Annotated in this window: 17 protein-coding genes and 1 pseudogene; 15 read left to right on the top strand and 3 right to left on the bottom strand. The window is 63.3% G+C overall.

All coding sequences use genetic code 11. From position 1 onward, the window contains the following. Nucleotides 1-2: 2 nt before the first annotated feature. Entirely contained in the window at nt 3-1,421 is a 1,419-nt protein-coding gene (gene aspA, locus ACJH6I_RS19350; protein ID WP_318987280.1) for an aspartate ammonia-lyase, read from the top strand. Between the two features lie 153 nt (nt 1,422-1,574). Here aspA and ACJH6I_RS19345 read toward each other — a convergent pair whose 3' ends face one another. Continuing rightward, the gene (locus ACJH6I_RS19345) at nt 1,575-2,243 is read right to left on the bottom strand and encodes a TetR/AcrR family transcriptional regulator C-terminal domain-containing protein (protein ID WP_406784409.1); all 669 of its coding nucleotides are present in this window, start codon (nt 2,241-2,243) and stop codon (nt 1,575-1,577) included. 66 nt (nt 2,244-2,309) lie between these two features. On the opposite strand from ACJH6I_RS19345, the gene ACJH6I_RS19340 reads away from it, so the two are divergent. Both ACJH6I_RS19340 and ACJH6I_RS19335 read left to right on the top strand, forming a co-directional pair. Next, nucleotides 2,310-3,266: a PDR/VanB family oxidoreductase gene (locus ACJH6I_RS19340; RefSeq protein ID WP_318987278.1), complete on the top strand. Its 957-nt coding sequence runs from the start codon at nt 2,310-2,312 to the stop codon at nt 3,264-3,266. 7 nt (nt 3,267-3,273) lie between these two features. After that, the gene (locus ACJH6I_RS19335) at nt 3,274-3,945 is read left to right on the top strand and encodes an MSMEG_1061 family FMN-dependent PPOX-type flavoprotein (protein ID WP_318987277.1); all 672 of its coding nucleotides are present in this window, start codon (nt 3,274-3,276) and stop codon (nt 3,943-3,945) included. Between the two features lie 166 nt (nt 3,946-4,111). Here the strand turns inward: ACJH6I_RS19335 and ACJH6I_RS19330 are convergent, their stop codons facing one another. Continuing rightward, nucleotides 4,112-4,426: a hypothetical protein gene (locus ACJH6I_RS19330; protein WP_318987276.1), complete on the bottom strand. Its 315-nt coding sequence runs from the start codon at nt 4,424-4,426 to the stop codon at nt 4,112-4,114. A gap of 674 nt (nt 4,427-5,100) precedes the next feature. Here ACJH6I_RS19330 and ACJH6I_RS19325 point away from each other — a divergent pair. The 8 genes and pseudogenes from ACJH6I_RS19325 to ACJH6I_RS19290 form a co-directional block, all read left to right on the top strand. Further along, nucleotides 5,101-5,982 carry a 1-acyl-sn-glycerol-3-phosphate acyltransferase gene (locus ACJH6I_RS19325; protein ID WP_318987275.1) on the top strand — a complete coding sequence of 294 codons (882 nt, stop codon included), beginning with the start codon at nt 5,101-5,103 and terminating at the stop codon, nt 5,980-5,982. Between the two features lie 43 nt (nt 5,983-6,025). Next, nucleotides 6,026-8,029: an ATP-binding cassette domain-containing protein gene (locus tag ACJH6I_RS19320; RefSeq protein WP_318987299.1), complete on the top strand. Its 2,004-nt coding sequence runs from the start codon at nt 6,026-6,028 to the stop codon at nt 8,027-8,029. After that, on the top strand, nt 8,026-8,880 hold the full coding sequence (locus tag ACJH6I_RS19315) for an energy-coupling factor transporter transmembrane component T family protein (RefSeq protein ID WP_406784408.1): 855 nt from the start codon (nt 8,026-8,028) through the stop codon (nt 8,878-8,880). Before ACJH6I_RS19320 ends, ACJH6I_RS19315 begins: the two co-directional genes overlap by 4 nt. A gap of 1,007 nt (nt 8,881-9,887) precedes the next feature. Beyond that, nucleotides 9,888-10,589: a response regulator transcription factor gene (locus tag ACJH6I_RS19310; RefSeq protein ID WP_212814657.1), complete on the top strand. Its 702-nt coding sequence runs from the start codon at nt 9,888-9,890 to the stop codon at nt 10,587-10,589. Nucleotides 10,590-11,013: 424 nt separating this feature from the next. Further along, nucleotides 11,014-12,105, top strand: a complete 1,092-nt coding sequence (locus ACJH6I_RS19305) for a HAMP domain-containing sensor histidine kinase (RefSeq protein WP_318987307.1) — start codon at nt 11,014-11,016, stop codon at nt 12,103-12,105. Nucleotides 12,106-12,160: 55 nt separating this feature from the next. Further along, the gene (locus ACJH6I_RS19300) at nt 12,161-14,062 is read left to right on the top strand and encodes a glycosyltransferase family 39 protein (protein ID WP_318987306.1); all 1,902 of its coding nucleotides are present in this window, start codon (nt 12,161-12,163) and stop codon (nt 14,060-14,062) included. A gap of 1,530 nt (nt 14,063-15,592) precedes the next feature. Continuing rightward, the gene (locus tag ACJH6I_RS19295; RefSeq protein WP_318987305.1) at nt 15,593-16,222 is read left to right on the top strand and encodes a TetR/AcrR family transcriptional regulator; all 630 of its coding nucleotides are present in this window, start codon (nt 15,593-15,595) and stop codon (nt 16,220-16,222) included. Nucleotides 16,223-16,499: 277 nt separating this feature from the next. Beyond that, a pseudogene (locus ACJH6I_RS19290) lies at nt 16,500-17,009 on the top strand (MspA family porin); the annotation flags it as partial. Nucleotides 17,010-18,638: 1,629 nt separating this feature from the next. Here the strand turns inward: ACJH6I_RS19290 and ACJH6I_RS19285 are convergent. Continuing rightward, a complete protein-coding gene (locus tag ACJH6I_RS19285; RefSeq protein ID WP_133058795.1) occupies nt 18,639-20,441 on the bottom strand; it encodes a hypothetical protein in 1,803 nt (600 codons plus the stop codon). A gap of 905 nt (nt 20,442-21,346) precedes the next feature. On the opposite strand from ACJH6I_RS19285, the gene ACJH6I_RS19280 reads away from it, so the two are divergent. From ACJH6I_RS19280 to ACJH6I_RS19265, 4 genes are read left to right on the top strand one after another with little or no spacing between them, the layout of a single operon-like run. Next, nucleotides 21,347-22,570, top strand: a complete 1,224-nt coding sequence (locus ACJH6I_RS19280; protein ID WP_318987304.1) for an acyl-CoA dehydrogenase family protein — start codon at nt 21,347-21,349, stop codon at nt 22,568-22,570. Then, nucleotides 22,480-23,724, top strand: a complete 1,245-nt coding sequence (locus tag ACJH6I_RS19275; RefSeq protein WP_082449166.1) for a flavin reductase — start codon at nt 22,480-22,482, stop codon at nt 23,722-23,724. The genes ACJH6I_RS19280 and ACJH6I_RS19275 overlap by 91 nt, the downstream gene beginning before the upstream one ends. Further along, complete coding sequence (locus ACJH6I_RS19270) at nt 23,721-24,791, top strand: maleylacetate reductase (RefSeq protein WP_055119118.1); 1,071 nt, start codon at nt 23,721-23,723, stop codon at nt 24,789-24,791. The genes ACJH6I_RS19275 and ACJH6I_RS19270 overlap by 4 nt, the downstream gene beginning before the upstream one ends. Further along, nucleotides 24,784-25,686 carry a dioxygenase gene (locus ACJH6I_RS19265; RefSeq protein ID WP_318987303.1) on the top strand — a complete coding sequence of 301 codons (903 nt, stop codon included), beginning with the start codon at nt 24,784-24,786 and terminating at the stop codon, nt 25,684-25,686. Before ACJH6I_RS19270 ends, ACJH6I_RS19265 begins: the two co-directional genes overlap by 8 nt. Nucleotides 25,687-25,709: the final 23 nt, after the last annotated feature.

Genomic DNA, 25,709 nt, shown 5'->3' with positions numbered 1-25,709 from the left:
AAATGAAAACCCGCATCGAACATGACCTTCTGGGCGCCAAAGAGGTACCGGCCCAGGCCTATTGGGGCGTACACACCGCACGCGCGGTCGAAAACTTCCCGATCACCGGTACCACCATCGGCCGGTACGAGCACCTGATCTGCGCGCTTGCCGTGGTGAAACAAGCCGCGGCACGCACCAACGCCGACCTCGGATTGCTCAGCAACGAACGGGCCGCGGCCATCGACCAGGCCTGCAACGAGATCCGCGCCGGCCAGTTGGCCGACCAATTCATCGTCGACGTCATCCAGGGCGGAGCCGGGACGTCGACGAACATGAACGCCAACGAGGTGATCGGCAACCGTGCGCTGCAGATCATGGGCCACGAAATCGGCCAGTATCAGTACCTGCATCCCGCTGACCATGTGAACATGAGCCAATCCACCAACGATGTCTATCCGACAGCGCTCAACATCGCCACGATTACCTCGTGTGACGGCCTGGATGCCGCAATGGCGCAGCTGATTTCGGCGTTTGACGACAAAGCCACGGAGTTCGATCGGGTCATAAAGATGGGCCGGACGCAGTTGCAGGACGCCGTGCCGATGACGCTGGGCCAGGAGATGCGCGGCTATGCGGTCACCATCAGTGAGGACCGCCAGCGGCTGGCCGAGTCGACTGCGCTGCTGCACGAAATCAATATGGGCGCCACGGCCATCGGAACCCGGCTCAACGCGCCGCCAGGCTATGTCGACGCGGTGTGTAAGCACCTGCGCACACTGACTGGACTCCCTTTGGTGACTGCCGAGAATCTGATCGAGGCGACACAGGACCCCGGCGCGTTCGTCCATGTGTCGGGCGTACTCAGGCGGATCGCGGTCAAGCTGTCCAAAATCTGCAACGATCTGCGGCTGCTGTCCTCAGGCCCGCGTGCCGGCCTCCATGAGATCAATCTGCCTGCAGTCCAAGCCGGTTCGAGCATCATGCCAGGAAAGGTCAACCCCGTCATCCCCGAGGTCGTCACTCAGGTGTGCTATTCGGTGATCGGCAACGACCTGACGATCACCATGGCCGCCGAGGCAGGCCAACTGCAGCTCAACGCGTTCGAACCGATCATCGCCCGATCGCTGTTCGAGAGCATCTCCCAACTCACCGCAGCGTGCCGGACACTGACCACCCGATGTGTGCAGGGCATCACCGCCAACGTCTCCACGATGGCCGCACACGTGCACCACTCGATCGGCCTTGCGACCGCGCTCAACCCCTATCTCGGCTACGCGAAGACCACCGACGTAGCGCGCGAAGCACTCGACAGCCACCGCAGCGTCGCCGACATCGTCCTCGAGCGCGGCTACCTCGGCGAACAGCAGCTCCGGCAGATCTTGGCGCCAGAACGCCTCGCCAATCTCTCCAGCGACAGCGAGGCGGTGGTCAGTTCTTGAAATGCTTGTCAGCCCTGATCATCTGAACTGGGCGGATGACGAGACCATCTGCTCGTGCTGTGACAGTCATGGTGTGCGATCAGGTCGCTGACACGCAGCAGGCGACAATGACGTGAATCGGTGCGCGATGAAACGGTGATCGCCGCCGACCGGTCAGTGCTGCGGGCGTCCCGGGTATTCGTCTCGTCCGGAACACATTCCAGTCATGAGCAGATTCAAGCCGAAGTCGAATCGCGCGTCGAAGTCGAGCAACTGTACGACGGGGCCGGACGCGAGGTGTGGGTAGTCTCCCGAGCGGACCACACCCTCCAGCGTCTCGGTCTCGCCGCCGGCGGCGCCCTGCTGTTCAAGGACTTCACCAAGGACGTAGCAGAACAGCGAGCTGGCCGCCCACAACGCATGTTCGCGGGCCAGCCCGCCCGCCTGGACACTGCCGACGAGCGAGTCGACGAAGGTCAGGTTGGCCCGCTTGGCAGCATAATTTCCGCCGACGATTCGCGCGCCGTCGCGCTGGGACAGCAGTGCCGAACGCAGGCCCCCTGCAAGGCTTTTGACGCGATCAACCCAGTCTGGGTGGTCCATGCGTGCATTGTCGAGCGCCTTCGCCAGGATCGCCTCGGCCATCTCGTCGATGAGGGCGTCCTTGCCGTCGACGAGTCGGTAGATAGTCGGGAGGTGGGCCCGCAGCCGGTCGGCCAGCCGGCGCATGGTCAGCGATTCCAGCCCGGACTCGTTGACCAGTGCCAGGGCTTCCCCGACCACTCGGTCCACCGACAGGTTGGCGAGCGCCACACGATCGGGGCCAGTCGAGGCGGTTGACACGTTAACGATGTTAACACTACGCTCCGACCTGCGATTAACATTGTTAATCCGGAAGGAGGGCATGGCGTGGGCAGCGAACTGGGAGCCGATGGGATTGGCGTCGCAGTCCGGCAACTCCGATGGGAGGCCGATGGTGTGGTGTCCGTGCAATTGCAGCCGCGTCGCGGCGAGCTACTGCCGGCCTGGGAACCCGGAGCGCACATCGATCTGCTCCTGCCGACCGGCATCCAGCGGCAGTACTCGTTGTGCGGACCGGTCGGTGAGCGCTCGTACTACCGCATCGGGGTGCGCCGGGAACGGACCAGCCGCGGCGGCTCCGAGTATGTCCACGCGTTTCTGCGTCCAGGACAACAACTTACGGTCGCCGGCCTGCGGAACACTTTCGAGCTGCATCCGGCCGCCTCGTACATCTTCGTCGCCGGCGGCATCGGCATCACCCCTATCCTCCCGATGCTCCGTCAGGCCGAATCCTGGGGCCTGGACTGGAAATTGCTCTACGGAGGGCACACCGCCGCCTCGATGCCGTTCGCGGACGAACTCGGCGGATACGGAAAGCGGGTGAGCTTCTACGCCTCTGACGCCGACGGTCGCATCCCTCTCGGCGAGCATTTTGCTCGGGTTCAGCCCGGGGCGAAGATCTATGCGTGCGGCCCCGCAGGGCTGCTGTCGGCGCTGCAGGACGCCACCGCACATTGGCCGGCGGAGAGCCTCCATCTCGAACGCTTCAAACCCCGCAAGCGGACGGCATCCGCAGACGCGCCGGTCGAGGTCGTGTGTGCAGCGTCGGACAGGACCGTCAATGTCGAAGCGGGCCAAAGCATTCTCGCCGCACTCGACGATGCCGGGGTCAAGGTGCCGTCGTCGTGCCGATCCGGGATCTGCGGGGCGTGTGAGACCGCCGTGCTCGAGGGCGTCCCCGACCACCGCGACGACATCCTCTCGGAGCCCGAGCGCGCCGCCAACGACCGCATGTTCATCTGTGTTTCGCGTGCTCAGACTCCCCGGCTCGTTCTCGATGTTTAGGTAATCCATGCTGAAAATGACAGGTACAGCGGCAGATTCGTACTCCCCCGTCTCCATGGAGCGGGTGAGGGAGATCGTCGGATACCCGGAAAGGTTCATCGCCGAGAAGAAGGAGCCGAAACTCGGTGAATTCTCGGCTCGCTTCATCGCGCACAGCCCGTTCTTCTGCATGGCCACCGTCGGCGCCGACGGTCAGCTGGATACCAGCCCGCGAGGCGACCCACCCGGTTCGGTGCGGATCCTCGACCCGTGGACGCTCGCCATCCCCGACCGGCCGGGCAACAAGCTCGCTGATACCCACGAGAACATCACCAAGCATCCCGCGGTGGGACTGGTCTTCTTCGTACCGGGCATCCGCGAGGTGATCCGGGTGAACGGCGACGCGTTCGTCACCGATGACCCTGAATTGCTCGAGATGCTCAGCGCCGACGGCAAACCCGCGGTGTTGGCCACCATCGTGCGCATCCGCGAGGTGTTCGGGCAATGCGGCAAGGCCGTCATCCGGGCCAAGCTGTGGGAAGGTGACAGCCGCGGACTGGCCGACGCTGTGACATTAGGCGGGGACTTCTACACCCTCACGATCACCGAGAGCGCGGCGAAGATGGCCGAGAAACTCGGCGACCTGGCCGGGTCACTCCACGCGGTGATCGACGATCATTACGAGAACGGTTTGTACTGACCTCAGACCGCAACCGGGCAGCTCGGCCGCCCGCCGAGAAACCCACGGTGGTGCCCAAGTTGGTCGCACCCAAGCGTCTAGATCACCGGCTGGAGCTGCGATCTGGGCGTTGGTGGCCCCGTGAGTGCCTTGCCTCTTCCGGCTGAATACTTACGACAGGGCACGCCTAGTGAAACAGACTGAGGTTGAGGCTTGGGAGGGATAAGCCAGGCATGCCCAATGACAGCGGGACCGACAGGTTCACATTGGGCGCCGGCAAACTCGACAGGTTGATCGGCGGAAAGCCACCCAGGCTCCAATCATCGCCCCAGTCAAGACCGTTGGTGTTGTTACGTGCCGTCTTCCCGGAACGGGAATGGCCGGCCTGATTGTCCTGGTTGACCGTATCGGGCGAGGCCTGTGCAATGCCGACACCAGTCAGCGAAACAGCGAGCGCAGCGGCTGAAATGACGGTACTTCGGGTGATCAGTTTGATTCTCATGCGGCATGGACCTCCCTCGATTGGCTGCCGTGCTGGGCAGAACGTAGCCGCCTACTCTGGGAAATCCGTATCGACGTCATTGGAGTCGGCTATGCCTACCCCTGATCCCGAGTTTCCGTATCGTCGCTGTACGGCAGAGGCGCCATGCAAAAGCCTCTACCGACTCCAGAAGATACTGTCCAACAACGGTATTCACTGGAATCTAGCACTCACAGAGTCTTGCCTAGAAGATCGACCACATGCGCACGGACTTTGCGACTCCGCAAGTTTCGTTGCCTGACACCTAGCAGCCTGCGCCAGAGCTGCTGGACCGCACCAACTTTCGTTCACCCCAAACAACGGTCCCATTATGGCGTGGCGATTCCGCGGCCAGGACAGACTCGCGATATTCGACCGTGACGATGGTCATGGGTAGGGCCTGCCGCGACTCAAAACCAGCTGTATTCATACGTTTTCGCAAGCAATGTCCTAGAGGTTTGATGGATTCGGCCGATAGCTTCACGTCCGTACTGGGAGGCGGGTCGGGGCCGGTGAAGCTCCCGGGCCACATCGGTCGCACTAGGCGCCGATGTCGCTGCATCTCGGCAATCCCACGGCTGCCTCGGCATCCGCTATCGGACCAAGTCGCCACCTGGTTCGGCAAATCGACATCTGGATCGGAGCACACCATCGTCATGACAATCCACCACACCGCTGAAGAAAACCTCGATCAACCAGCGCGGGTACAGATACTGCGCCGGTTTCTGGGATCGGTCAGCGATGCCGCCGAACCCATCGTCGACGTGATTCGCCCTTACATAGAAGGGCTCGAGAGCCTGCCGGCCGACGGCCGGTTTCTGTTGGTGGCGAACCACACTCAGAGCTTCATCGAGGTGCCACTCATCCTGCACTACGTGCGGCGCGGCATCGGGAGGCGGGTGCGACCACTGGCAGAGCGGGGTATCGGCAAGATGGGCGGTCCCATGGCAGATGTGGTCGCCGCCGTCGGCGCAGTCGTCGGGTCTCCGGAAAACGCCCAGGAATTGATGCGGAACAACGACACGATTCTGGTGTTTCCCGGCGGCGGCCGCGAGCTCGCCAAGTTCAAAGGCGAAGAAAACACCATCAACTGGCTCGGCCGAGCGGGCTTTGCCCGCGAAGCCATCATCGGCGGCTACCCGATCGTGCCGGTGACACTGGTTGGCGGCGACGACATGTACCAGCATCTGTTCACCCGCGACAGCATGCTGGGCCGGCTCAGCATGACGATCAGCGAGAAGATCACCGGCCGTCCGAACATGCCGATCCCGCTGATGCGAGGGATCGGTCCCACTCTCATCCCACGGCCGCAGCGCATGTACCTGAGGTTCGGTGCCCCCATCACCACGACCAAACCCGCCGATGTCTCCGGTGAGACATGGATCGCCACGGTCAAGGAGACCACCCAGGAAGCGCTGGAAACCAGCTTCGTCGACCTTCTGAGCGTTCGCGCCGCCGACCCCTACCGCGCATTGAATCCGCTGGCGTGGCCCCGTGCCGCACGCCCGGTCAACATGAGCGACGACGCCCGTGGCTAGCCGAGTTCGCACCGAAGGCCGCGCCGGCCTGCTCCCCGGGGAGATGGCACACGCCGCGACGGTCGCTGCGGCCTCAGCAGGCCTGGCGATCTCGACAGCCGTGGTGCCGGTGACGGCATTTCTGGCCTTGGCCGCCGTCGTGCCGATCGGGCTACTCGCTCACCGCCACCGGCTACGGGTATTGATCACCGCTGCCATCGCCGGTGCGATGATCGCATTCCTCATCATTGGTGTGCCCGGCGCCATTACCGTGCTGTCTTGCGCCCACATCGGAGGGCTGGCCGGCATCGTCAAACGCCGCGGCGGCGGTATCGTCACCGTCGCCCTCACCGGTCTCACCGCAGGCGCGGTCCTCGGGACCGTCACAGCCGGCATGTTGCTGGTGCTGACGCCGTTGCGGTCGCTGATCTTCAGCGCCTTGAACGCGACGACGAACGGACTGACCGCCGCCCTACACGCCGTTCCCGCCCTACGTGACCTCGGCGACGGCTTGACGCACCTGACCTCGGCCGGATTCAGAGCCTGGCCACTGCTGCTAACCGGCTGGCTGGCTGCCGTCGTGATGCTCGTGTCTGTCATCGGCTGGTGGATCATGTCCGGTGTCCTGCGGCGCCTCGGCGGGATCCCCGACGTCCACAAACTCGACCCGCCCCTGGCCGACCTGGCCGGGGCCGCCCCCGCCCCGCTGCCGATGCATCTGGACGACGTCAGCTTCCGGTATCCCGAGGCCGAACACGACGCGCTGGCGCCGACCAACTTCACCGTCGATGTCGGCGAGCGTCTCGCCGTGGTCGGTGGCAACGGGTCCGGCAAAAGCACACTGGGACGCATTCTCGCCGGCGCCGAACCCACCACCGGCGCGGTCCACCGGCCCGGTGCAGTCGGCCTGGGCCACATTGGAGGCACCGCTGTGGTGCTGCAACACCCGGAGACACAGGTGCTGGGTATGCGGGTTGCTGACGACGTCGTCTGGGGCCTGCCCCCGGACACACCAGTGGACGTTGATGCAATCCTGCGCCGGGTAGGTCTGGCCGGGATGCGTGAGCGCGCGACAAATGGCCTGTCCGGAGGTGAACTGCAGCGCCTGGCCGTGGCCGCTGCGCTGGCCCGCTCGCCGAAACTTCTGGTAGCCGACGAAATCACCTCAATGGTGGACCCCGAGGGCCGTGAAGCGCTGCTGGCGGTGGTCGACGGCCTGACCGCACACCAGCAAATGTCAGTCGTCGAGATCACCCACTACCGCGACGAAGCCGAGAGCGCCGACCGGGTCATCAGCCTGTCCGGAACCGGAAATGACACCGCCATGGTGTCCACCGTCGCGGCACCCGCTTCAGCCCCGGCCGCTGCCGGTCGCCTGCCCGCGGCAACCGGCGTGCCCGTGCTACGACTGGACGGCGTCAGCCATCAGTACGCAGCGGGCACCCCATGGGCACACACCACGCTGTCCGACATCAACCTCACCGTGCACGAGGGCGATGGCATTTTGATCCACGGCGGCAACGGGTCCGGCAAGTCGACGCTGGCATGGATCATGGCCGGCCTGACCGCGCCTTCCGCAGGATCGGTCCAGATCGATGGCCAACCCGCCGCTGAACAGGTCGGCACGATCGCCATCGCCTTCCAAGCCGCGCGCCTACAACTCATGCGGCCGCGGGTCGATTTGGAAATCGCATCCGCCGCAGGATTCGATGCAGATGAGACGGATCGCGTGGTGGCCGCGCTGGCCAGTGTCGGCCTGGACGCTGCACTCGCCCGGCGCCGCGTCGATCAACTCTCCGGCGGACAGCAGCGCCGACTGGTGCTCGCGGGCCTATTGGCCCGCAGGCCCCGGGTGCTGATCCTCGACGAGCCCCTGGCCGGCCTGGATGCTGGCAGCGCACGCGATCTCGTGCAGCTGCTGACCGACCTGCGCCACACCACCGGATTGACGATCATCATGATCTCGCACGACTTCCTCGGCCTGGACCAGTTGTGCCCGCGAGTGCTACGCCTGCGCGGCGGTGCAATCGAGACTCCAGTGTCGCCCGCGACGGGGGCATCGTCATGACACCCCGTACGCAAGACAAGTCTCGGGGCCCGAGGCCGTTTGTGCTCATGCGACCCGTCCCGGGAACAAGCCCGGTCCACTCGTTGTGGGCTGGCACCAAGCTCATCGTCGCCATCGCCGTCGCGGTGATGCTGGCCATCGATCCCAGCTCCCTCTCGATCGCCGCGGTCGGCGTCCTGGACCTGGCGGCGATCCGGCTCGCACGCATCCCGAGGACCGCCTTTCCGTCCGTACCGCCGCCGGTATGGGCAGTCGTCTTGATCGGCTCCGCGGTCCTCCTGTCCGCAAGCGGGCCCCCGTTCGTCGTCATCGCCGGCCTGCATGTGGGACTCGGTGGCCTGTTTCAGTTCCTGCAACTCTCGGCGTTGACCATCGTCCTGTTGCTCACAGGTGCGGTGCTCTCCTGGACCACTGACGTCGCCGATGTCGCGCCGGCGATAGCGACACTGGGCCGCCCACTGCGCCGACTGGCGATCCCTGTCGACGACCTCGCGGTGGCCCTGGCCTTGGCACTGCGGTCTTTTCCCTTGCTGATCGACGAGTTCAGGGTCGTGAACGCAGCCCGCACCTTGCGGCCCGCACCAGAGCTGAGCGGGATACGCCGGGTGCGACAGCGTATCCGCGACGGTGTCGACCTGATAGCCACCGTCACTGCGATGATGTTTCGCCGCGCCGACGAAATGGGCGATGCGATCGCCGCCCGAGGTGGAACCGGACAACTCACCGCCGGCCGCACCAAACTCCGCCGGTCCGATTGGGTAGCACTGGCGATCGCCGGCGCCGTCTGCGCCACTGCCCTCGGTCTCGATGTGACCGTGGGCGGCATCGGCGGTCCGCCGGGTCGTCACTAGGGTTGAGGACCAGCCTGCGCGGGCATCCCTGGATATCACCGGCACTCAGCGATCAATGAATCACGTTGTTGCCGAACGTCTTTCATCTCGATGCGTCTTCTGGCCGCTCGGTGCACCGCCACATCCGCCGGATATCGGCGTATCCAATCGCGGAAGGTGATCACTCCGCGATTGTCGAAGAGTTTTTATGAATTCCCGGCCGCGATGATTATTCGTTCTCCGATTACGCCGTCGCCGAACGCGCGACGGTCACCAATCGCTTTACCCGGTCAGACGGACGGAAGACGACAGCCAAAACTGATACGACGGCCCTAATCGACCGACAGTTTCTGCCTATGTTCGCCGACTACCGTCGATTCCGTCGCCCACCGAATTTGGCAGAGGAGAAGGACATCGTGAAGAAGTCACGTCTAGTAGTCGGATCAGTGGCCGTATGTGCCGGATTGGCTTTCAGCGCAATCGGATTCGAAACGGCAACGGCCGGCGCGATGCCACCGCCCCCACCCGGACCGGGAGCCCCGGGGGCACTGGGAGGGTGTGTTCTGCTGCTGCCGTGTGTCGGTCCACCTCCGCCCCCGCCTCCAGCGCTTGGAGTACCGAACATTCTCGGGATTCCATTGCTTCCACCGCTATAGGCCGACGGTGAAAATGGGAGGCCTGGATCGATCTCCTGATCCAGGCCTCCCGCATTCGTTCGACCAAATGAATGGACGACGCGCAGGGGGTTTCATGAACCCGACTGCTGGTACTCCCTAGAGATGCCCGACGAGATGCGGCGGACCAGGCAAGTACTCCCGGGCCAAGGCGGGACCCGACCGATGTTGGGTGGTCACGCCAGACAATCAACAATCAACTACCACCTGAAAGCTGTGTTTCATAGGTCATCCATAGGTCAACCACAGATCGTCGCTAATCCGGTTGGCAACAATGACGCGATGCGACACTCGCCAGACGCCTACGAGGCGACCCGTCGGCCACAAGCCACCGGCCCTGCAGCTCCGGCCCCGATGACTCGCCACGACGGCAGCCCGATCGAGGTGCTCGTGGTCGACGATGAACCGGCACTCGGCGACCTGGTCGCCATGGCGCTGCGCTACGAGGGCTGGCTCGTCACGGCAGCATGCGACGGTGCATCGGCCATCAAAAAGGCCGCCGACGAGAAACCCGACATCGTGGTGCTCGACATCATGTTGCCCGACATGAGTGGCCTCGACGTGCTCCACGAACTGCACCGCATCCGCCCAGAACTACCAGTGCTGCTGCTCACCGCAAAAGACACCATCGAAGATCGCATCGCTGGATTGTCCGCGGGTGGAGACGATTACGTCACGAAGCCGTTCAACGTCGAAGAAATGGTCCTCCGCATGCGGGCACTGGTTCGCCGGTCCGGCATCGGGTTTGCCGCCGACAGTGCTCAACTCGTCGTCGGCGATCTGGTGCTAGACGAAGACAGCCGCGAAGTAACCCGTGCGGGAGCGGAAATCAATTTGACCGCAACTGAATTCGAAGTTCTTCGGTTGATGATGAACAACCCGAGACGGGTACTTACCAAAGCCCAGATCCTCCGCGCCGTATGGGACTGGGATTTCGAGGGCCGCTCCAACGTTGTCGAGCTGTACATCTCGTACCTCCGCAAGAAGATCGATGCCGACCGCACGCCCATGATCCAAACGGTCCGCGGGATCGGCTATGTCCTCAAACCTCAGTGACATCGTGGTGGCGGACCCTGCCCCATCATCGCGATGTCGCTGGAATTGCGCGCCGCGTACATGGACGTTGCGGAGCCGCCTGATCGTCGTGGTTGCGGTGCTCGGAGCAGGACTGTGCACCGCTGTCGGAGCCGCCACCCTGGTTGCGCTCCGGCACTTCCTCATCAACCAACTCGACAGCCAGGTTTCCGACGCCGAATCGCGGTCCGTAACGTTCTTTGAGTTCGGACCGCCGCCATTCCTGCGATTCTCCGGTCCCGGGCCGATGTTTCTCGATGCGCCCGGTCAATCGGCAGGCACCGTGGGCGCCATCATTTCGGGGCCCGGTCAGAGTCAGGCGGCAGTCATCATGACCAGCGGCGATCGGCGCTCTGTCAGCCCTGCGGCACTGACACAGCTAGAGCGAGTTCCCCAGGGGCACAAGGTGAGTGTCTACCTCGACGGTCTGGGCCTTTACCGCCTTACCGCGCAGCAGTCCCGGGATACGGTTGTGGTGGCAGGCCTGCCGGTATCGGGAGTACAACAGACGCTGGGATCGGTCACCTGGATGATCGGTGGGTTCTCTGCGGTGGCGCTCGCGGCGGCGATCGCCGCTGGGAGCGCGATGATTCGCCGTGAGCTCGTCCCGCTGTCACGGATGTCCGAAGCCGCGCAACACGTTGCCGAACTTCCGTTACACGAAGGCGACGTACGACTTCCGTCCCAGATCGAACCGGTCAACGCCGACGCCGCGCATACAGAGGTGGGCCGGCTGGGCACCGCCCTCAACCGCATGGTCGACCGGGTAGCCGACGGATTGGCCACCCGCCACGCAAGCGAGACCCGCGTACGCCAGTTCGTCGCCGACGCCAGTCACGAATTGCGTACGCCGCTGGCCTCCATCCAGGGCTACACCGAGGTGGCACGGCGTTTGGTGGCCGAGAGGCCTGATGCGCGACGCGACGATCTGGTCTATGCGCTCACCCGGGTCCACGCCGAGTCCCGGCGCATGAGCCAGTTGGTCGAGGACATGCTGCTGCTGGCCCGGCTGGACGCCGGCCGCCCACTCGAGAACAACGACGTCGACCTATCCCAAATGGTCATCGACGCCGTGAGCGACGCCCACATGGCGGGGCCTGAACATCGTTGGGCCCTAGACCTTCCAGACCAGCCTGTCGTTGTGGTCGGTGACCGCCAGCGGCTGCACCAGGTACTGGCCAACTTGCTATCGAACGCCCGCGTCCACACCCCCGTCGGCACCAAGGTGGCCACCACACTCGCCGTGGGCGACGACGGATCAGCAACACTGACGGTGGCCGACAGCGGCCCCGGAATTCCGCCCGATCTACTGCCGGAAATCTTCGAGCGCTTCGCCCGCGGCGACGAATCCCGCTCACGAGCGGCAGGCAGCACCGGCCTCGGATTGGCCATCGCCCAGGCGGTAGCTCAAGCCCACGGCGGCACAATCTCAGTCAACAGCGGCCCGAACGGGTCTGCGTTCACGGTGACGCTGCCGGCACGCGGCACACAGTCATAGCCGCGCCCCACAGTTGCCCAACGATCTTCCCAGGTAAGTCACAGAAGATGAGCGCATGCTGCAGAACCCGACGTTGCATCCGGCACGACTGCCGCAGGCCGCTCGTTCACAGTCCGACCCGCGGTGGGCGCGCACAGCGCTCGTCGGCCTATTGGCGGCCACTGCGGTCTTGTGGACCGTGACTCTCGGCCGAATGGGTTGGGCCAACGCCTTTTACGCCGCGGCCGTGCAGGCAGGCGCGCAGAGCTGGAAGGCATTCCTGTTCGGCTCGTCGGATGCCGAAAACTCCATCACCGTGGACAAGCCGCCCGCATCGCTGTGGCCGATGGAGCTCAGCGCCCGAATCTTCGGCGTCAACACGTGGTCGATTCTGCTACCACAAGTGCTGATCGGCCTCGCCTCTATCGCGCTTCTGTACCTGATCGTCCGCCGGCAATTCGGTGCGGTCGCGGGCCTGATCGCCGGCGGCGCACTGGCTTTGACGCCTGTGGCCACCCTGATGTTTCGCTACAACAATCCGGATGCCCTGCTGGTGTTGCTCATGATCGGCGCGGTTGGTGCCCTACTGCGCGCCGTCGAGGACGGCCGCACGCGGTGGCTGGCGTTTTGCGGCGCACTGATCGGATTCGGTTTTCTGACAAAGCAATTGCAAGTCATGCTCGTGGTACCCGCGTTGGTCCTCACCTATCTGATCGCCGGGCCGACCCGGCTGCGTACCCGGGGGCTGCAACTGATCGCAGCGCTGCTGTCGATGGTCGCGGCGGGCGGTTGGTGGATAGCCCTGGTCGAGTTGATCCCGAGCCGCAGCCGGCCCTACATCGGTGGTTCGACCGACAACAGCTTCCTGAACCTGACGTTCGGATACAACGGAATATCTCGGCTCAGTGGCAGCCACGGCGGATTACCGGAGCTACCCGCCGGCGCGGAGTTGCCGCCAGGTAGTAAGCACGGCGGCTTCCCATTCGGTTCCGATCCCAACATCCTGCGGTTGTTCACGGGCGCGTCCGGGGCACAGATATCGTGGCTTCTGCCGGCCGCTCTGATCTTCCTCGTCGCGGGAATAATCCTGTGCGGCAGGGCGTCCAGAACCGAGCCGCAGCGAGCTCAGTACCTGGTCTGGGGCGGCTGGCTGCTCGGCACCGGCGTCATCTTCAGCTTCATGTCCGGCCTCTATCACGACTACTACACGATGGCGCTCTCCCCCGCCATTGCCGCACTGGTCGGCATCGGAGCCACCGAGCTTTGGCGACGCCGAGCCACCATGTGGATCGGTCTGACCCTGGCAGCGGCGATTGCACTGACCACGGGCTGGTCTTGGGTACTGCTGAACCGCACACCGGATTTCGCGCCTTGGCTGCGTTGGCCGGTGGCGGTGATCGGCGCCGGCGCCGCGCTGATCCTCGTAGCCGATGTACTGCGCGGCATCCCGTTCGGATCGTGCGCGGCCCCACTTGCTGTCGTCGCAGTGCTGGCCGGTCCGCTGGCCTACTGTGTAGAGACCGTAGCCACCCCGCACAACGGCGGCATCGCGACCGCCGGCCCGCAGCTCAGCAGCCAGCACTTCCCCAGCATGCCACCCGGCTTCGATACCGCATCGAGCACGCGGCTGGAACAGCTGCTCGAAGCGAATGCAGACAACTACCAGTGGGTGGCGGCCACCAACGGCGCCAATGACGCCGCCACTTACCAGTTGGCGACCGGCCACGCAGTGATGCCGATCGGCGGCTTTGGGGGCATGGACCCATCACCGACCCTGGCGCAGTTCCAGCAGTACGCCGCCCAGGGGCGGATTCACTACTACATTGCCTCCCGCGGCCCCAGATTCCCCGGCGGACAAAGCGGGGCGCAGACCGAGGGCGACAAGATCGCCGACTGGGTGAAACAGAGTTTCACCGCCGCCACCGTCGACGGTGTGACCTACTACGACCTCACCGCGGACCAACACAGCGCATCCTAGGCAGGAATTGTCCAATACCGTTGTCGGATAACCGAAGAATGCAGCGGCCGTGGCGTGTGCTGGCTAGGTCAGGCCGTGTCCGGCCGGATTGGGACCACGCAGGCTCAGGACCGCAGTAACCGCCGCACCGACGCCTGCGCCCACACTCACCGACGCGATCACCAATAATGCCATCCTGGCCAGACGATGCGTCCTGTACTGCTTGGGCATATGCGCATCTCCCCACTGTGAAACAAGCTGACAGGCGCCGACTTTAGCCCACGTCGTTGGGGCCCGCCGGACTCGCGACCTTTGCGAATTCTGACCTACGTGGGCAATTTCGCGCCGGTACGTGACGACACGATCATTATCTAGCGCATTCATAATACGGTGTGCGCCAATTGATTACACAATCATGTGTGCCGAATAGCCGGTCGGTGCCCGATCCTCAACAATTGAACCAGCAGGGTCATAACCGCCACGCGCGCCTCAATATCCATATCTGGGTGATACAAGATCCATAGGAATTCCCAAGGTCAAACCTAGCGCACGCTCATGCCGACCTGGACGGCCAAAACAAGCAGCTCCACCGGGTAGTGAAGAGCGATTGGTCAAAATCAATGCAGCGCAACAGGACTGCACAAGGGGTGCGACACGCGAGAGACCGGGAGGACTGGTCGCTCGCGTGTCGCACTAATTGAGATGATGCCGGAAGGTCATCACCGATAACCAACAGGCTGTCGCGGGCCCATTGGCGAAACCAGCCTATGACCTCCTGCTATGCGCGAGCTGTCGTGCGCATAGGAAATGACAATCAGAATTGTAGTCACGACAGGAATCCGCGCGATGAACTGCCCGCCACTGCGTGCAGAGGACGCCGGCACGCGCTCGGTCGCCACTTCCGAGTACGGGGATAAGGGCTGAGCCACTGAAGGTTTCGGAAGGATCGCAGGCCCGATCGACGTCGACGTACCTCGCCGCAGGAACATCCGCCATTGATCTCGGGGCGATGCGCGGCGACCTTGGCTGCACTGTTCGGCATGTTGAAGCATCCTGTGCATCAACGCGTTTCGAAGCCGATGCCCACATCGACGACGATGACAAGAGGCATGCATGACACAAAATGGCGGTGGCGCAGCACGCGATTTCACGCGCGCTGCGCCGCCTGGACAGTTTGTCAGGGAATCCTCTTGATCACCGCGGCGGCGGAGGCGGCGGCGGGCACGGAGCGGGTGGCGGTGCGCACTGGCTTGGCGGCGGCAGAGGCGGACCGGCATTGGCCACACCTGCACCGAGCAGGCTGGCGGTCAATCCAAGCCCGGTGATGAATACGGCGGCGCCGACAAACTTGGGCCGACGTGTGATTGAGCTGGACATGTAGCTCCCTTCCTAGGTGAATCAGTCTGTCCTGCAACGACTGTAGTGCACAACGTGGTCTGTAGAACGTCATCGGGCCTGTGGCATCCCTATGCATTTTCAGGCTCGCCACTGAGATGAATTGATAGAAAACCCACAACGCCAGCGGCCGATACGCCGACCCCTAATGGAGCCATGGCACCGATCGAACGCCTCAAGGCGGGCCGTCCGTCGGCAGCAACAACCGCCGCCAACCGTCAGCGCATTCTGCGTGCAGCGCGAGAGACGTTCATTGAATTCGGTTACACCACCGCGACATTCGATGTCATTGCAACACGGGCTGGCTTGTCCAGACCGGCACTGCACTATCACTTTGCCAACAAATCGGAGTTGTACCGCGACGCCATTGACCGCCCGGCGGTCGATGTAGTGGCGGCAGCGGCCGCTACGGCCCGGCGCTCGAAAACATTTCCCGCACAGCTTGTCAGCTTCTTTTCAGCGGCCCTGGGTGCCGACGACCCTGGCCAGTGCAACGCCCAACTTGTTGCCGCCGCCGTGCGCGAATCGGTTCGCAATGAAACACGAATCGTCACTGACCGCTCGGTGCTTCGTATGTCCCGGGCATTCATCTCGTCGGCAATGCGTGATGCTATCGATCGAGGCGAGCTCAGCGATGAGGTCAACATCATCGATGCCGTCGAAACGATGGTCGCGGTTCTTTGCGGTATCGCCGCATACCCCTCGGCAGTTGGCCCTGCCGACAACCTTCCGGCCATCGTGAGTACTTTCGAACTGCTGATCACCGACAGACTCCTTGCCGGTTGACCCGTCGTACCGGCGGCCTACAGAGCTGCAAACACCACCTGCGCATGAGCGACGGTCCGGCCGCCAGCCGCAGTTGCACATGTGTCGCGGTTGACATGATTCACATACAAAAACCCCACGAGTACAACATCATTCGGCCCTATCCTGCCTAGATCATCATCGGCGCTGAATCAACGACCAAGGCATTATCAGGACGGGAAAGAACTGTTGACAACATTGAAATGCGGCTTCGTGATGAGCATCTGTGCGGTCGTGGCGTTGTCCGTCGGAGCTGGGCCAGCAGTGGGACACGTTCCTCAACGGTGTATTTCCGTTGGACCGCAACCGGCTGACACGTGAGTGGTTCCACTCCGGCCGCGCCACCTACAAGTGTGATGGCAACGGCTGCGGCCAGTTCACCGGCACGTTGGAGTTGGGCTATCAGATCGGCTTCCCGTGGGCCCTGGGCGTAGGCATCAACTTCAGCTACACCACGCCGAACATTCTCCTCGACGATGTCAATCCCGGCACATTCAACAGTAGCGGGAGCGGCGGTGGCGGCATCATCACACCAAACCTGTTGCCGGGTGTGTCGATCTCCGCCGATCTAGGCAACGGCCCGGGTATCCAGGAAGTCGCGACGTTCTCGGTGGACGTTTCCGGCCCGACGGGTTCAGTGGCGGTGTCCAACGCGCACGGCACTGTGACCGGTGCAGCCGGCGGCGTGCTCTTGCGGCCCTTTGCTCGCCTGATCGCCAAGACCGGTGACTCGGTGACCACCTACGGTGAACCCTGGAACATGAACTAACCGGGCAGCCATCGAGGCATGGAGGCGCTGGATGAGGAATACACGGCCCAGAAGATGCCCGGACGCGCCTTGGCCGCCGAGATGAGTCGGTCGAGGGAACGGGGCGAGTTCGAAGATCAAATGAATCCCCAGCGGAGTAGCGGAGCCGCCAAACGAGCGGCATTCAGACGGGGTTGTGCGCCGAGATCGCCAGCCCGCCAGCGGGACTCAGTCCGTGACGAGCGGGTCGACCACCCGGCCGCATCCCGGTTGCACCTGCGGCAACCGGGCTACGCGCCGGGCGGTCGAGTCGCTGCACCAGGATCAGAACGGCGGAGGCGGGAGTAGTGGGCCGCCCGGGGCCGGCGGAGCCCCTGGACCCGGAGGAGGAGCGAGGCCGGGTCCACCGGGCGGCGGGGGCGCACCGGGCCCCGGCGGCAGGATGCCCGGCCCGGGCGGTGGGGGCGGCTGCGCGCCGGCCACGGCCGCGGTAAATCCGGCGCCCGTGCCCATCAGCGCGACCGCTAGCAATGCGACCGCTGCACGATGACGTGACTTGTGCTGCTTCGACATTCACATACCTCCTCTTCTGCGGAACTACTTACAGTCGCCGACACTAGCTCATTCAATCGACTGAAATGAATTGTCTAATCGCGGTAACATCGTGCGTTGAAACGTTATATCGCAAACCGTGCAGCTACTTCTACGATTGCCGGTTCAAGCTCTAATTAGTCTTGCTACCAGTCGATTTAGTCGGTCAGGTGCGGTGGCACAGCAACGCAATATTGTTCATCAGAATGGGTAAATATTCGGAGTTCGCGCTTTTCCGACGCTCCTCTCCGCTGCATATTCATATTGTCGCGATACGCGATCCATACGAATTCCCCAGGATTGAAAGCACATTTGAGCCGAGTACGACTCAACGTCGTGCGCACAATGCAAGCAGCGTTATTTTTGCCAGACGGAGGTGTCGGTTGACTGTCAAAGTCGCGCGGCGCCGTGCGGCGTCTGCACTCGCGTACGTCGTGGCACGCGATAGGCACGGTGCACTCCGCAGCGCACGACGGGCGACTTCTCGCTTCGAGGCCCTTACGGGTCATCCGAGCGCTCTTCCCGCCAGTTGGAGGGGAAGTCTGGCCAGATGGCGGATAACAGCGGAGCGGCCCGACGCGGCACACTCGGTCCTGAACAGCCTCACGGCATCTCTGGAGGCAATGGCCGGAGCACGATCGGCGTCGCGTCAAGAACCAGGAGGCCACGGACGCGCCGCGCGAACCCACGACCTGCCACGCGATTGCTTAGTTGACCTTTTGCAGTGCGAACGGTCGAACCCGGCACCGTTCGAGATTTCGTAATGCGCGTCGCCACGGAGAAAAGCAACCCCTGCTCCCCTCACTGTCGGTTGCAAAACTCCGTGTCATATCAGGATGCCCTGACCTGCGCTTTCGCGTGATTGCATCAGGTTTGTCGAACGGGTTTTTGCATTCTGGATGTCGAATCCTAGAACGGTACGGTGGTGCACGACCTCAGCGCACGGGCGGCGCTCGATGACGGCGGCCGGGGCCACGGTGGCGCTCTCATGATGCGGGGTGAATCTGCCCCGGGTGCTGCCACTTTGGGCGTTACGAGCGGTTGTGCGTTCACCGATGATCATTGCGCGGCATAGGATTTACGGCGCAAGGTGCGTTTGCTGCTCGCCAGAGGCTGGCTCGATATCGAGCGGTTGTTGAGCGATCGGGCGAGCACTCGTGTGGCTTCGAGTTCGCCGAGGTATCTGACGCTCACTCCGTCGGTGAGTGGCTCGATCCTGGAGTGGCCCTCTTCGATCTCAAGGTACTTGCCGAGGAAGAACAACGCGTTCTTTCCGACGTCAATCTTCTGGCCTGCCAGCGAAATCGTTGTGGGGTTGATCGCAAGAAATTCATAGGTGCGGCCGGATTCCCGCGCGATCTCTGGCGGGTGGACGTCGTGGTAGACAGTGAAGGGTCTTGACTTCGATGTTGGGACAGCTTGGCCTGAAACGAGTTTGGCTGCAAAGAGGATGTCCCGCGCCTCGTCTGCGGACATCTCTTCGGGCATCGTCAGTAGCACTGGCACGTGATCTTGAATCTGGGCCAGCGCTTCGCAAATCCCTGGCCAGTGTCCCGAGTTACCGGATCGGTCGGTGGGGAGAGTCGCGACGATGCCGTAGTCCCTCGGTCCGTAGGTTAGAGCGAAGGCAAGGCGGTTCGGACTATGCCACGCAGACAAGACTTTCAGGCTGTCAATGAGCTCGGCGGGTCTGCGGCCAGCGAGGTCGTAGTCAACTTCAAGACTCATGGTTCCATCAAGCTGGCCTGCTTGTACCAGCATCTCCAACGTGAAGAGATTGGCCTGGTCGGTGAAGACACTACGTATGCCGGCCTGGCCGGCAGACTGTTCGATTCTCTGGATGGTCGTGCTGGCGATGACTGTCTCGGAGTCTGGCTCAACGACGGCAACGATCAGCTCAATTGGGTCTGCTTGTTCGTCTGCGGGGGCTGCAATCACCTGAAGGCTGGCGTCCTGCAGCTCCCCGCCAAGACCGCCAGGAAGGTCGAGTAGGCCGCTGACGGTGCCGCGCGGCATCGCCATCGGCGCTCCGTAGGCGATGAACTTCTGAAATTGCTCCTGCAGTTCGTTGTCTCCGCGGGGAAAAGCGACCTGGAGTTGGGCGGTTATCGGGCGCTCCCGCAGGGACTCCAGCGAGAGCGCAAAGATCTTTATCGCGACCCATACCGAGTCGTGTTGCATTGCGTACACGCCGACGAGACCGGGGTCCTCCGGTACGGGCGTGGGCGCGGGCGGGCTGTCTGAAACGCTGAACTCGTACCGGTAGAACGGGTCGTGGTCGTTGAGTGCCTTGTAGATCGACGCAAGGTCGGACATGACGTCCGTGGCTATGAGTGGTTCGTTGGGTCGGCGATTAACGCGGTGGGCGATGATCGCGGTGAGGTTGTCCACGGCGGCCTGAAGACGCTCCTTGCCGTCGCGCACGTAGTAGTCGACGACCTTCGGATACTGAGCGGCTTTCGTGTCGCAGTACAGCAGACCGTGTGTCTCGCAAGGGAATTTTGCGTCTGCGGTGAGCTGCTTCAGCCAGTTGGCAAGGTTGTGGTCGGTGAGGTCGAGCGGCATGACGAGATGCCATTCGATGATCTCCCAGCCTTCCGCCTTGCTGGCGTCGACGACGTTGTTGAACGACTTGGTGATCTTGCGTTTCTGGCTGCTGGTCAGGTTGGCATGGTACTTCTTGACCTGATAGACGGTGCGGTGCTTGGCGAAGCCTTCGGGGCCGGGCACGAAGATGTCGACGCCACCGTCGCCTTGACTAGGTCGGACGCGAACGGCGTTGGGGAAGTCGCTGCAGATGAACATGCCAACGACGGCTTCGATGTCGTCGCCTTCATGGCGAGTCCATTCAACTCGCGCCATGGACTACACCCTCTTCCAGACTGCGGGAGCGGCGCCGTCTGTGCCGAGCGCCAACGCCTGAGACTCACTCAACCACCCTGCGGCCGTGTGCTGGCGCCGACACCCCGAACTTCTGATCCCACACTGGAGGCGCGTTGCGGGCGCGGCGGTTCGGCCAGCTGGCACCCCCATCGAATGCCGACGTCCGGAGCTGTAGCAGCTGGGTCCGTCTTCCAAAGAGGCGCTCGATGCTATGGCGCGGTCGGCCTAGTGTCAGCTCATGCCGTCGTCGCGGGCTGCCCGAAGTCCTCAGCGTGTTCAGCCTAAAAAGGAGCCCCGGCAGTCATCATTCATCGGTCGGCGTGGCCTACCGGAGACGGTTGGTTAGCATTGCTGGACATTCTCAAATCCGTGTCACTTGAGACATCGGAGTGACATCGATTTTGAGAATGTGACATCACGTTTGAGAACGGACAACCGCCTGTCCGTTCTCATATAGCTTGTCACATCCCAGGCCGCTGAGCTGGGAAGACCGAGACGTTCTCGTTTGATGTCACGCTCGCTTTTCTCAATTTTGTCACTTTTCGCATCCGCTCCGCCGGCAGCGCTGTCACCGGAAGCGGTTCCGCTGCGCCGGCCTAAACGGCACGCTCGGCGTCGATGTAGACAACCGCCAGGTCCACACATCGCGTTGTCGAAGTTTCGTCACTTTCAAACTCGCGGCGGTTCACTGGATGGCAGATCTGTTCAAGTTCGATGCGTCGTGTGTAGAGGTCACGTCCGAGGACTTGTTCGGCGTTCTTACGTGGCGGTATAGGTGAGGGTCAGACACGTGCAGGTCGGGTGACCTCACGCTATGGCTGGGGCTAGTCCGCGCGGGAGCCTGTCATGGCACCCCGCCAACGACGGCCGAAGGAAGCAGAAAGATGACCTCACCCGCGACGACGCGAACGGCGCGCCCTGACTCTCTCACCCTCGATGAGGCGCTGGAGCGCGCGCGTTCGATCGGCCAGCAGGTTCTAGCTGAGGCTCCCGATACTGAACGAAAATCTCGTCACTCCGAAGCACTGCACGCGCAGTTCCTCGACGCTGGTTTCTACCATCTCCTGCGCCCGAAAACTTGGGGCGGCTATGAGTTCACTCTCCCTGACTTTCTGAGGGTCATGCGCGAGATTGCGTATGCCGACATGGCGACCGCCTGGTGTCTGACACTTGCTTCCGGACACAATCTGCAAGTCGCCTCTTACTGGAGTGAGAAGGCACAGCGGCAGCTTTTCGCGGGCGATTATTTTGCTGCGCCGATGACGAGCGCACCCTCAGGCACCCTCACCCGGGTCGACGGCGGCTTTCTGGTCGACGGCGTGCACCGATACGCCTCCGGTGTGCCTTACGCGACGCATTTCAGTGGGCACGCCTTCCACGATGACCGACCCGGCGTCGTCTCGAACTTCATCGCTCCGCGCGGCACGTACGAAGTGCTCGATGATTGGGGAGGCACCCTCGGGCTAAGGGGTAGCGGTTCAAACTCGGTGAAGTTCGAGCGCGCCTTCATCCCCGAAGAGTTTGTGCTCGAAGGGGTCAGTCAACTCTCGATCGATCCGGCCACCCAGGCCCCCGGCCGGGCGCTGCACGCTAACCCGATGTATGGGGCGCCGGGTATCGGGTTCTTCTCTCTCGAACTGAATTCGCTCGCCCTCGGCGCGGCCCTCGCTCTGTTTGACGAATACGACGCTCAGATGACGGTGCGCAAGACCGTGAACGCTCCCTTCGTCCTGCGTGTGGACGACACCTTCTTCCAGTGGCGCTACGGACGAGCTCGGGCGAAACTCGATGCCTCGCTCGCGAGTATGGACTTCGCGGGAGCGTTGTTTGACCGCACCATCGCTGACTCGGTGTCAACTCCTTACTCACGAGCGTCGGATGTCCACGTTGCCCTCGTCGCACATGAATCCGCACGACTGCTCTGGGACGCCGTCAGCGATTTTCTCTTCAAGTCGATCGGTTCGAGTGCCGTCGTTCAGGGCACTCGCACTGAACGCATCTGGCGAGACCTCAGTCAATGGTGGAGTCACCTCAACACCCAACTTGCCGATCCCACCGCCGCCATGTACGCCGCGGAACATTTCGCCGGCGCGCGAGCGGAGTCATGATGACGCCCGCTGAGTCCGTGTCCGCACCGAGTGAACTGACGAAACCGGTTGCGCCACATGAGTTCGTGACGGCGATGAATTGTTTCACCTCGGGGGTGGCCGTCGTGACTTCCCGTGATGACGGGCAGCCGGTCGGGGCCACCGTCGCGGCCATTGCCCCGATCGCTTCTGACCCTGCCACGGTCATGGTGTCGCTGTCGTCGACGTCCCGCACCGCGCTGGCCATCTTGCGTACCCGCACGTTCGCGATCAACATTCTCGATGAGGACGCTGCAGCGGTCGCTGGTCGATTCGCCACCCGCGATGCAGACAGGTTCGCGGGACTCAAGTTCGCTGACGATGTCCTTGGAAACCCGGTCCTGGCGGGCCGCGTCGCGGCACTCAGCTGCCGCATCGTGGACGCGATCCCCGCCGGATCACATTGGGAGTTTCGCGCCAGCGTGGTTGGTGTAGACACCGTCGACGGTAACCCCTTGGCCTACTACCGCGGCAACTTCGCACACCTTCGGACCGAAGCCGACCGTTCGGTTCTCGACACGGTTCGCGCACGGGTCCTCGCGCTCCGCACCGACTCGGCGCACGTACTTGACCCGGACGAACTCGCACGCGATCTCGGCGCATCACGTGGCACGATCCTGCGTGCCCTGTCAGCACTGAAATCGGAAGGACTCACCGAACGGGTCGACGGGGTGCACAGCGTGGCCGCCGTTCCAGACGAGGTGGTCGACGACGCTTATCAAGCGAAACTTGTGATCGAACTCGGCGTGGCCGCCCAGATCATCGGCCGCATCACCGACAACGACGTCGCAACATTGCGTGCCCTTCTGCAGCCGATCCGTCGTGCAGGTCCTGGCGGCTCGGCGGAGAGCATCCCGGACCTAGTCAGCGCTTTGCATGACTGCGCAGAGGTATTCGTCGGGCTTGCGGGGTCCGAGTCACTGCTGCGAGCGTACCGTTCACTTGGGTTGCCGGGCATCGACCGCCGAACGATCACCGCGGCGATCTTCGCCAACATCTCCCCAACGGGTGGCTTTGAAGAGGTGGTCGAGGGACTCGAACGCCGCGACCTCACCGCCGTCATCACCGCCCTGCGTTCGCAGCGGCGCTCCCCCGCCTTCGTGCGTGACGCAACAGCTGAAAGAGCGTTGAGATGACGAAGCTTGCCTTCAGCTACCGTGCGCTGCCCGTCCAGGTCTACTTCGGACGTGAGTCCGCCGCTGACAACGTTCGCCGTGCCGTCGACGACCACCATGCTCGCCGCATCCTGGTCGTCGCCTCGTCGTCACAGACCGCCAATGTCGAGCGTCTGACCGCGCAATTCGGTGACCGCGTAGCTGGTCGATTCGCCGGAGTCGTCGAGCACGTTCCGGCGGCTACAGCCACTGAAGCGGTCGAGGCCGCGACGTATGCACACGCCGACCTCGTCCTCTCCATCGGAGGCGGATCGAGCACGGGTACGGCCAAGGTCATTGCCCTGGAAACGGGTCTTCCTATCGTGGCTGTGCCGACGACGCTCGCTGGATCGGAGATGACTGACACCTGGGGTATCACGACAGATGGACGCAAACAGACCGGACGGCATCCGGCAGTGCTTCCGCGCGCGGTGGTCTACGACCCGGTGCTTCTAACCTCACTTCCGCCGGCCTTGGCAGTCACATCGGCGTTCAACGCCATGGCCCACTGCATCGAGGCCTATTGGGGCACCGCGGCAAACCCGGTCAGTTCGGTACTGGCGAGTGAGGGCGTACGGCACCTCGCCGATGGCCTCCGCGCTCTTCAAAGAGGCGAGCAGGATGCGCTCGACGAACTCCAGTACGGCAGCTTCCTTGCTGGGCTGGTGTTCGCACAGGCGGGCTCGGGTCTCCACCACAAGATCTGCCACGCGCTCGGTGGTGAGTTCGACCTTCCCCACGCGGCGACCCACACAGTCATCCTGCCGGAGGTTCTGCGATTCACCGCACCGAGCGTTCCGCAAGCTGCTGCAGCGATCGCTGAGGCGCTCGGAGCCGTCGATGCGGTGGACGGTCTTGATGCGCTGATCGTTCAGACCAAGGCACCGCGCAGCCTGTGCGACGTCGGCCTGAATCCAGACCAGATCACCACCGCCGTCGAGGCCATAGCCGGGCGCCTCCCGATCGACCACCCGCGGCCAGTCACACGCGCCGGCCTGATGCAGATTCTCGCGGCCGCCTCCGAGCGAAGGGACCCCATGGATGAGTGACAACGCTGAGGTGTCCCCGGTGAATGTGTCGAGGGAGACCGAACTGACCGAGAGGGTGGTCGCCAGCTTCGCAAACAGCCCGAACACTCGTCTCAGAGTGGTCATGTCCTCGCTCGTGCGACACCTACACGGCTTCATCCGCGAAATTCGCCTAAGCCAGACCGAATGGGACACCGCGATCGCTTTCCTGACGCGCACCGGTCACATCACCGATGAGCACCGGCAGGAATTTATCCTCCTGTCCGACGTGCTGGGTGCCTCAATGATGACGGTCGCCGTCAACTCGCCCCCTCACTCGGAGGCAACCGAGTCGACCGTGTTCGGACCGTTCTTCGTTGACGACGCTCCGACGATCATGAACGGTGACGACATCGGGCAGGGGATGGTCGGACGACCCTGCCACGTGCGCGGCACGGTGCGTTCGACCAATGGCGATCTCATTGCAGGCGCTCGCGTCGAAGTGTGGGCCGCCGACGACGACGGCTTCTACGACGTGCAGTACGAGGGTGCCCGGCTCGCCGGCCGCGCCCGGCTACACACCGACCTGGCCGGACATTTCGACTACTGGACAGTGCAACCCGCTGCCTACCCGATCCCGCACGACGGCCCGGTCGGACAGCTTCTCGCGGCGGCTGGACGCTCACCCATGCGCCCGGCTCACATCCACTTCATGGTGAGCGCACCCGGCTACCACACGCTGATCACCCACGTATTCGTAGAGGGTGACGAATGGCTCGGTCACGACACCGTATTCGGCGTCAAAGAGTCCCTGATCGTCCCCTTCACCGTTCACGAGCCGGGTACGGGTCCCCGCGGGAAGCTACTGCGCGAGACCTGGAGCTCGACATCCTTCGACATCTCGCTCGCACCTGTATCCGACGACCCGGTCAACTGACCGCCGCCCGAGAAAGCACATCC

This window comes from Mycobacterium sp. SMC-13 (assembly GCF_045311035.1).
In the GTDB taxonomy this organism is placed as follows: Bacteria; Actinomycetota; Actinomycetes; order Mycobacteriales; family Mycobacteriaceae; genus Mycobacterium.
The sequence above is the reverse complement of the archived record's forward strand: the minus strand, read 5'-3'. Positions and strand labels throughout refer to the sequence as shown.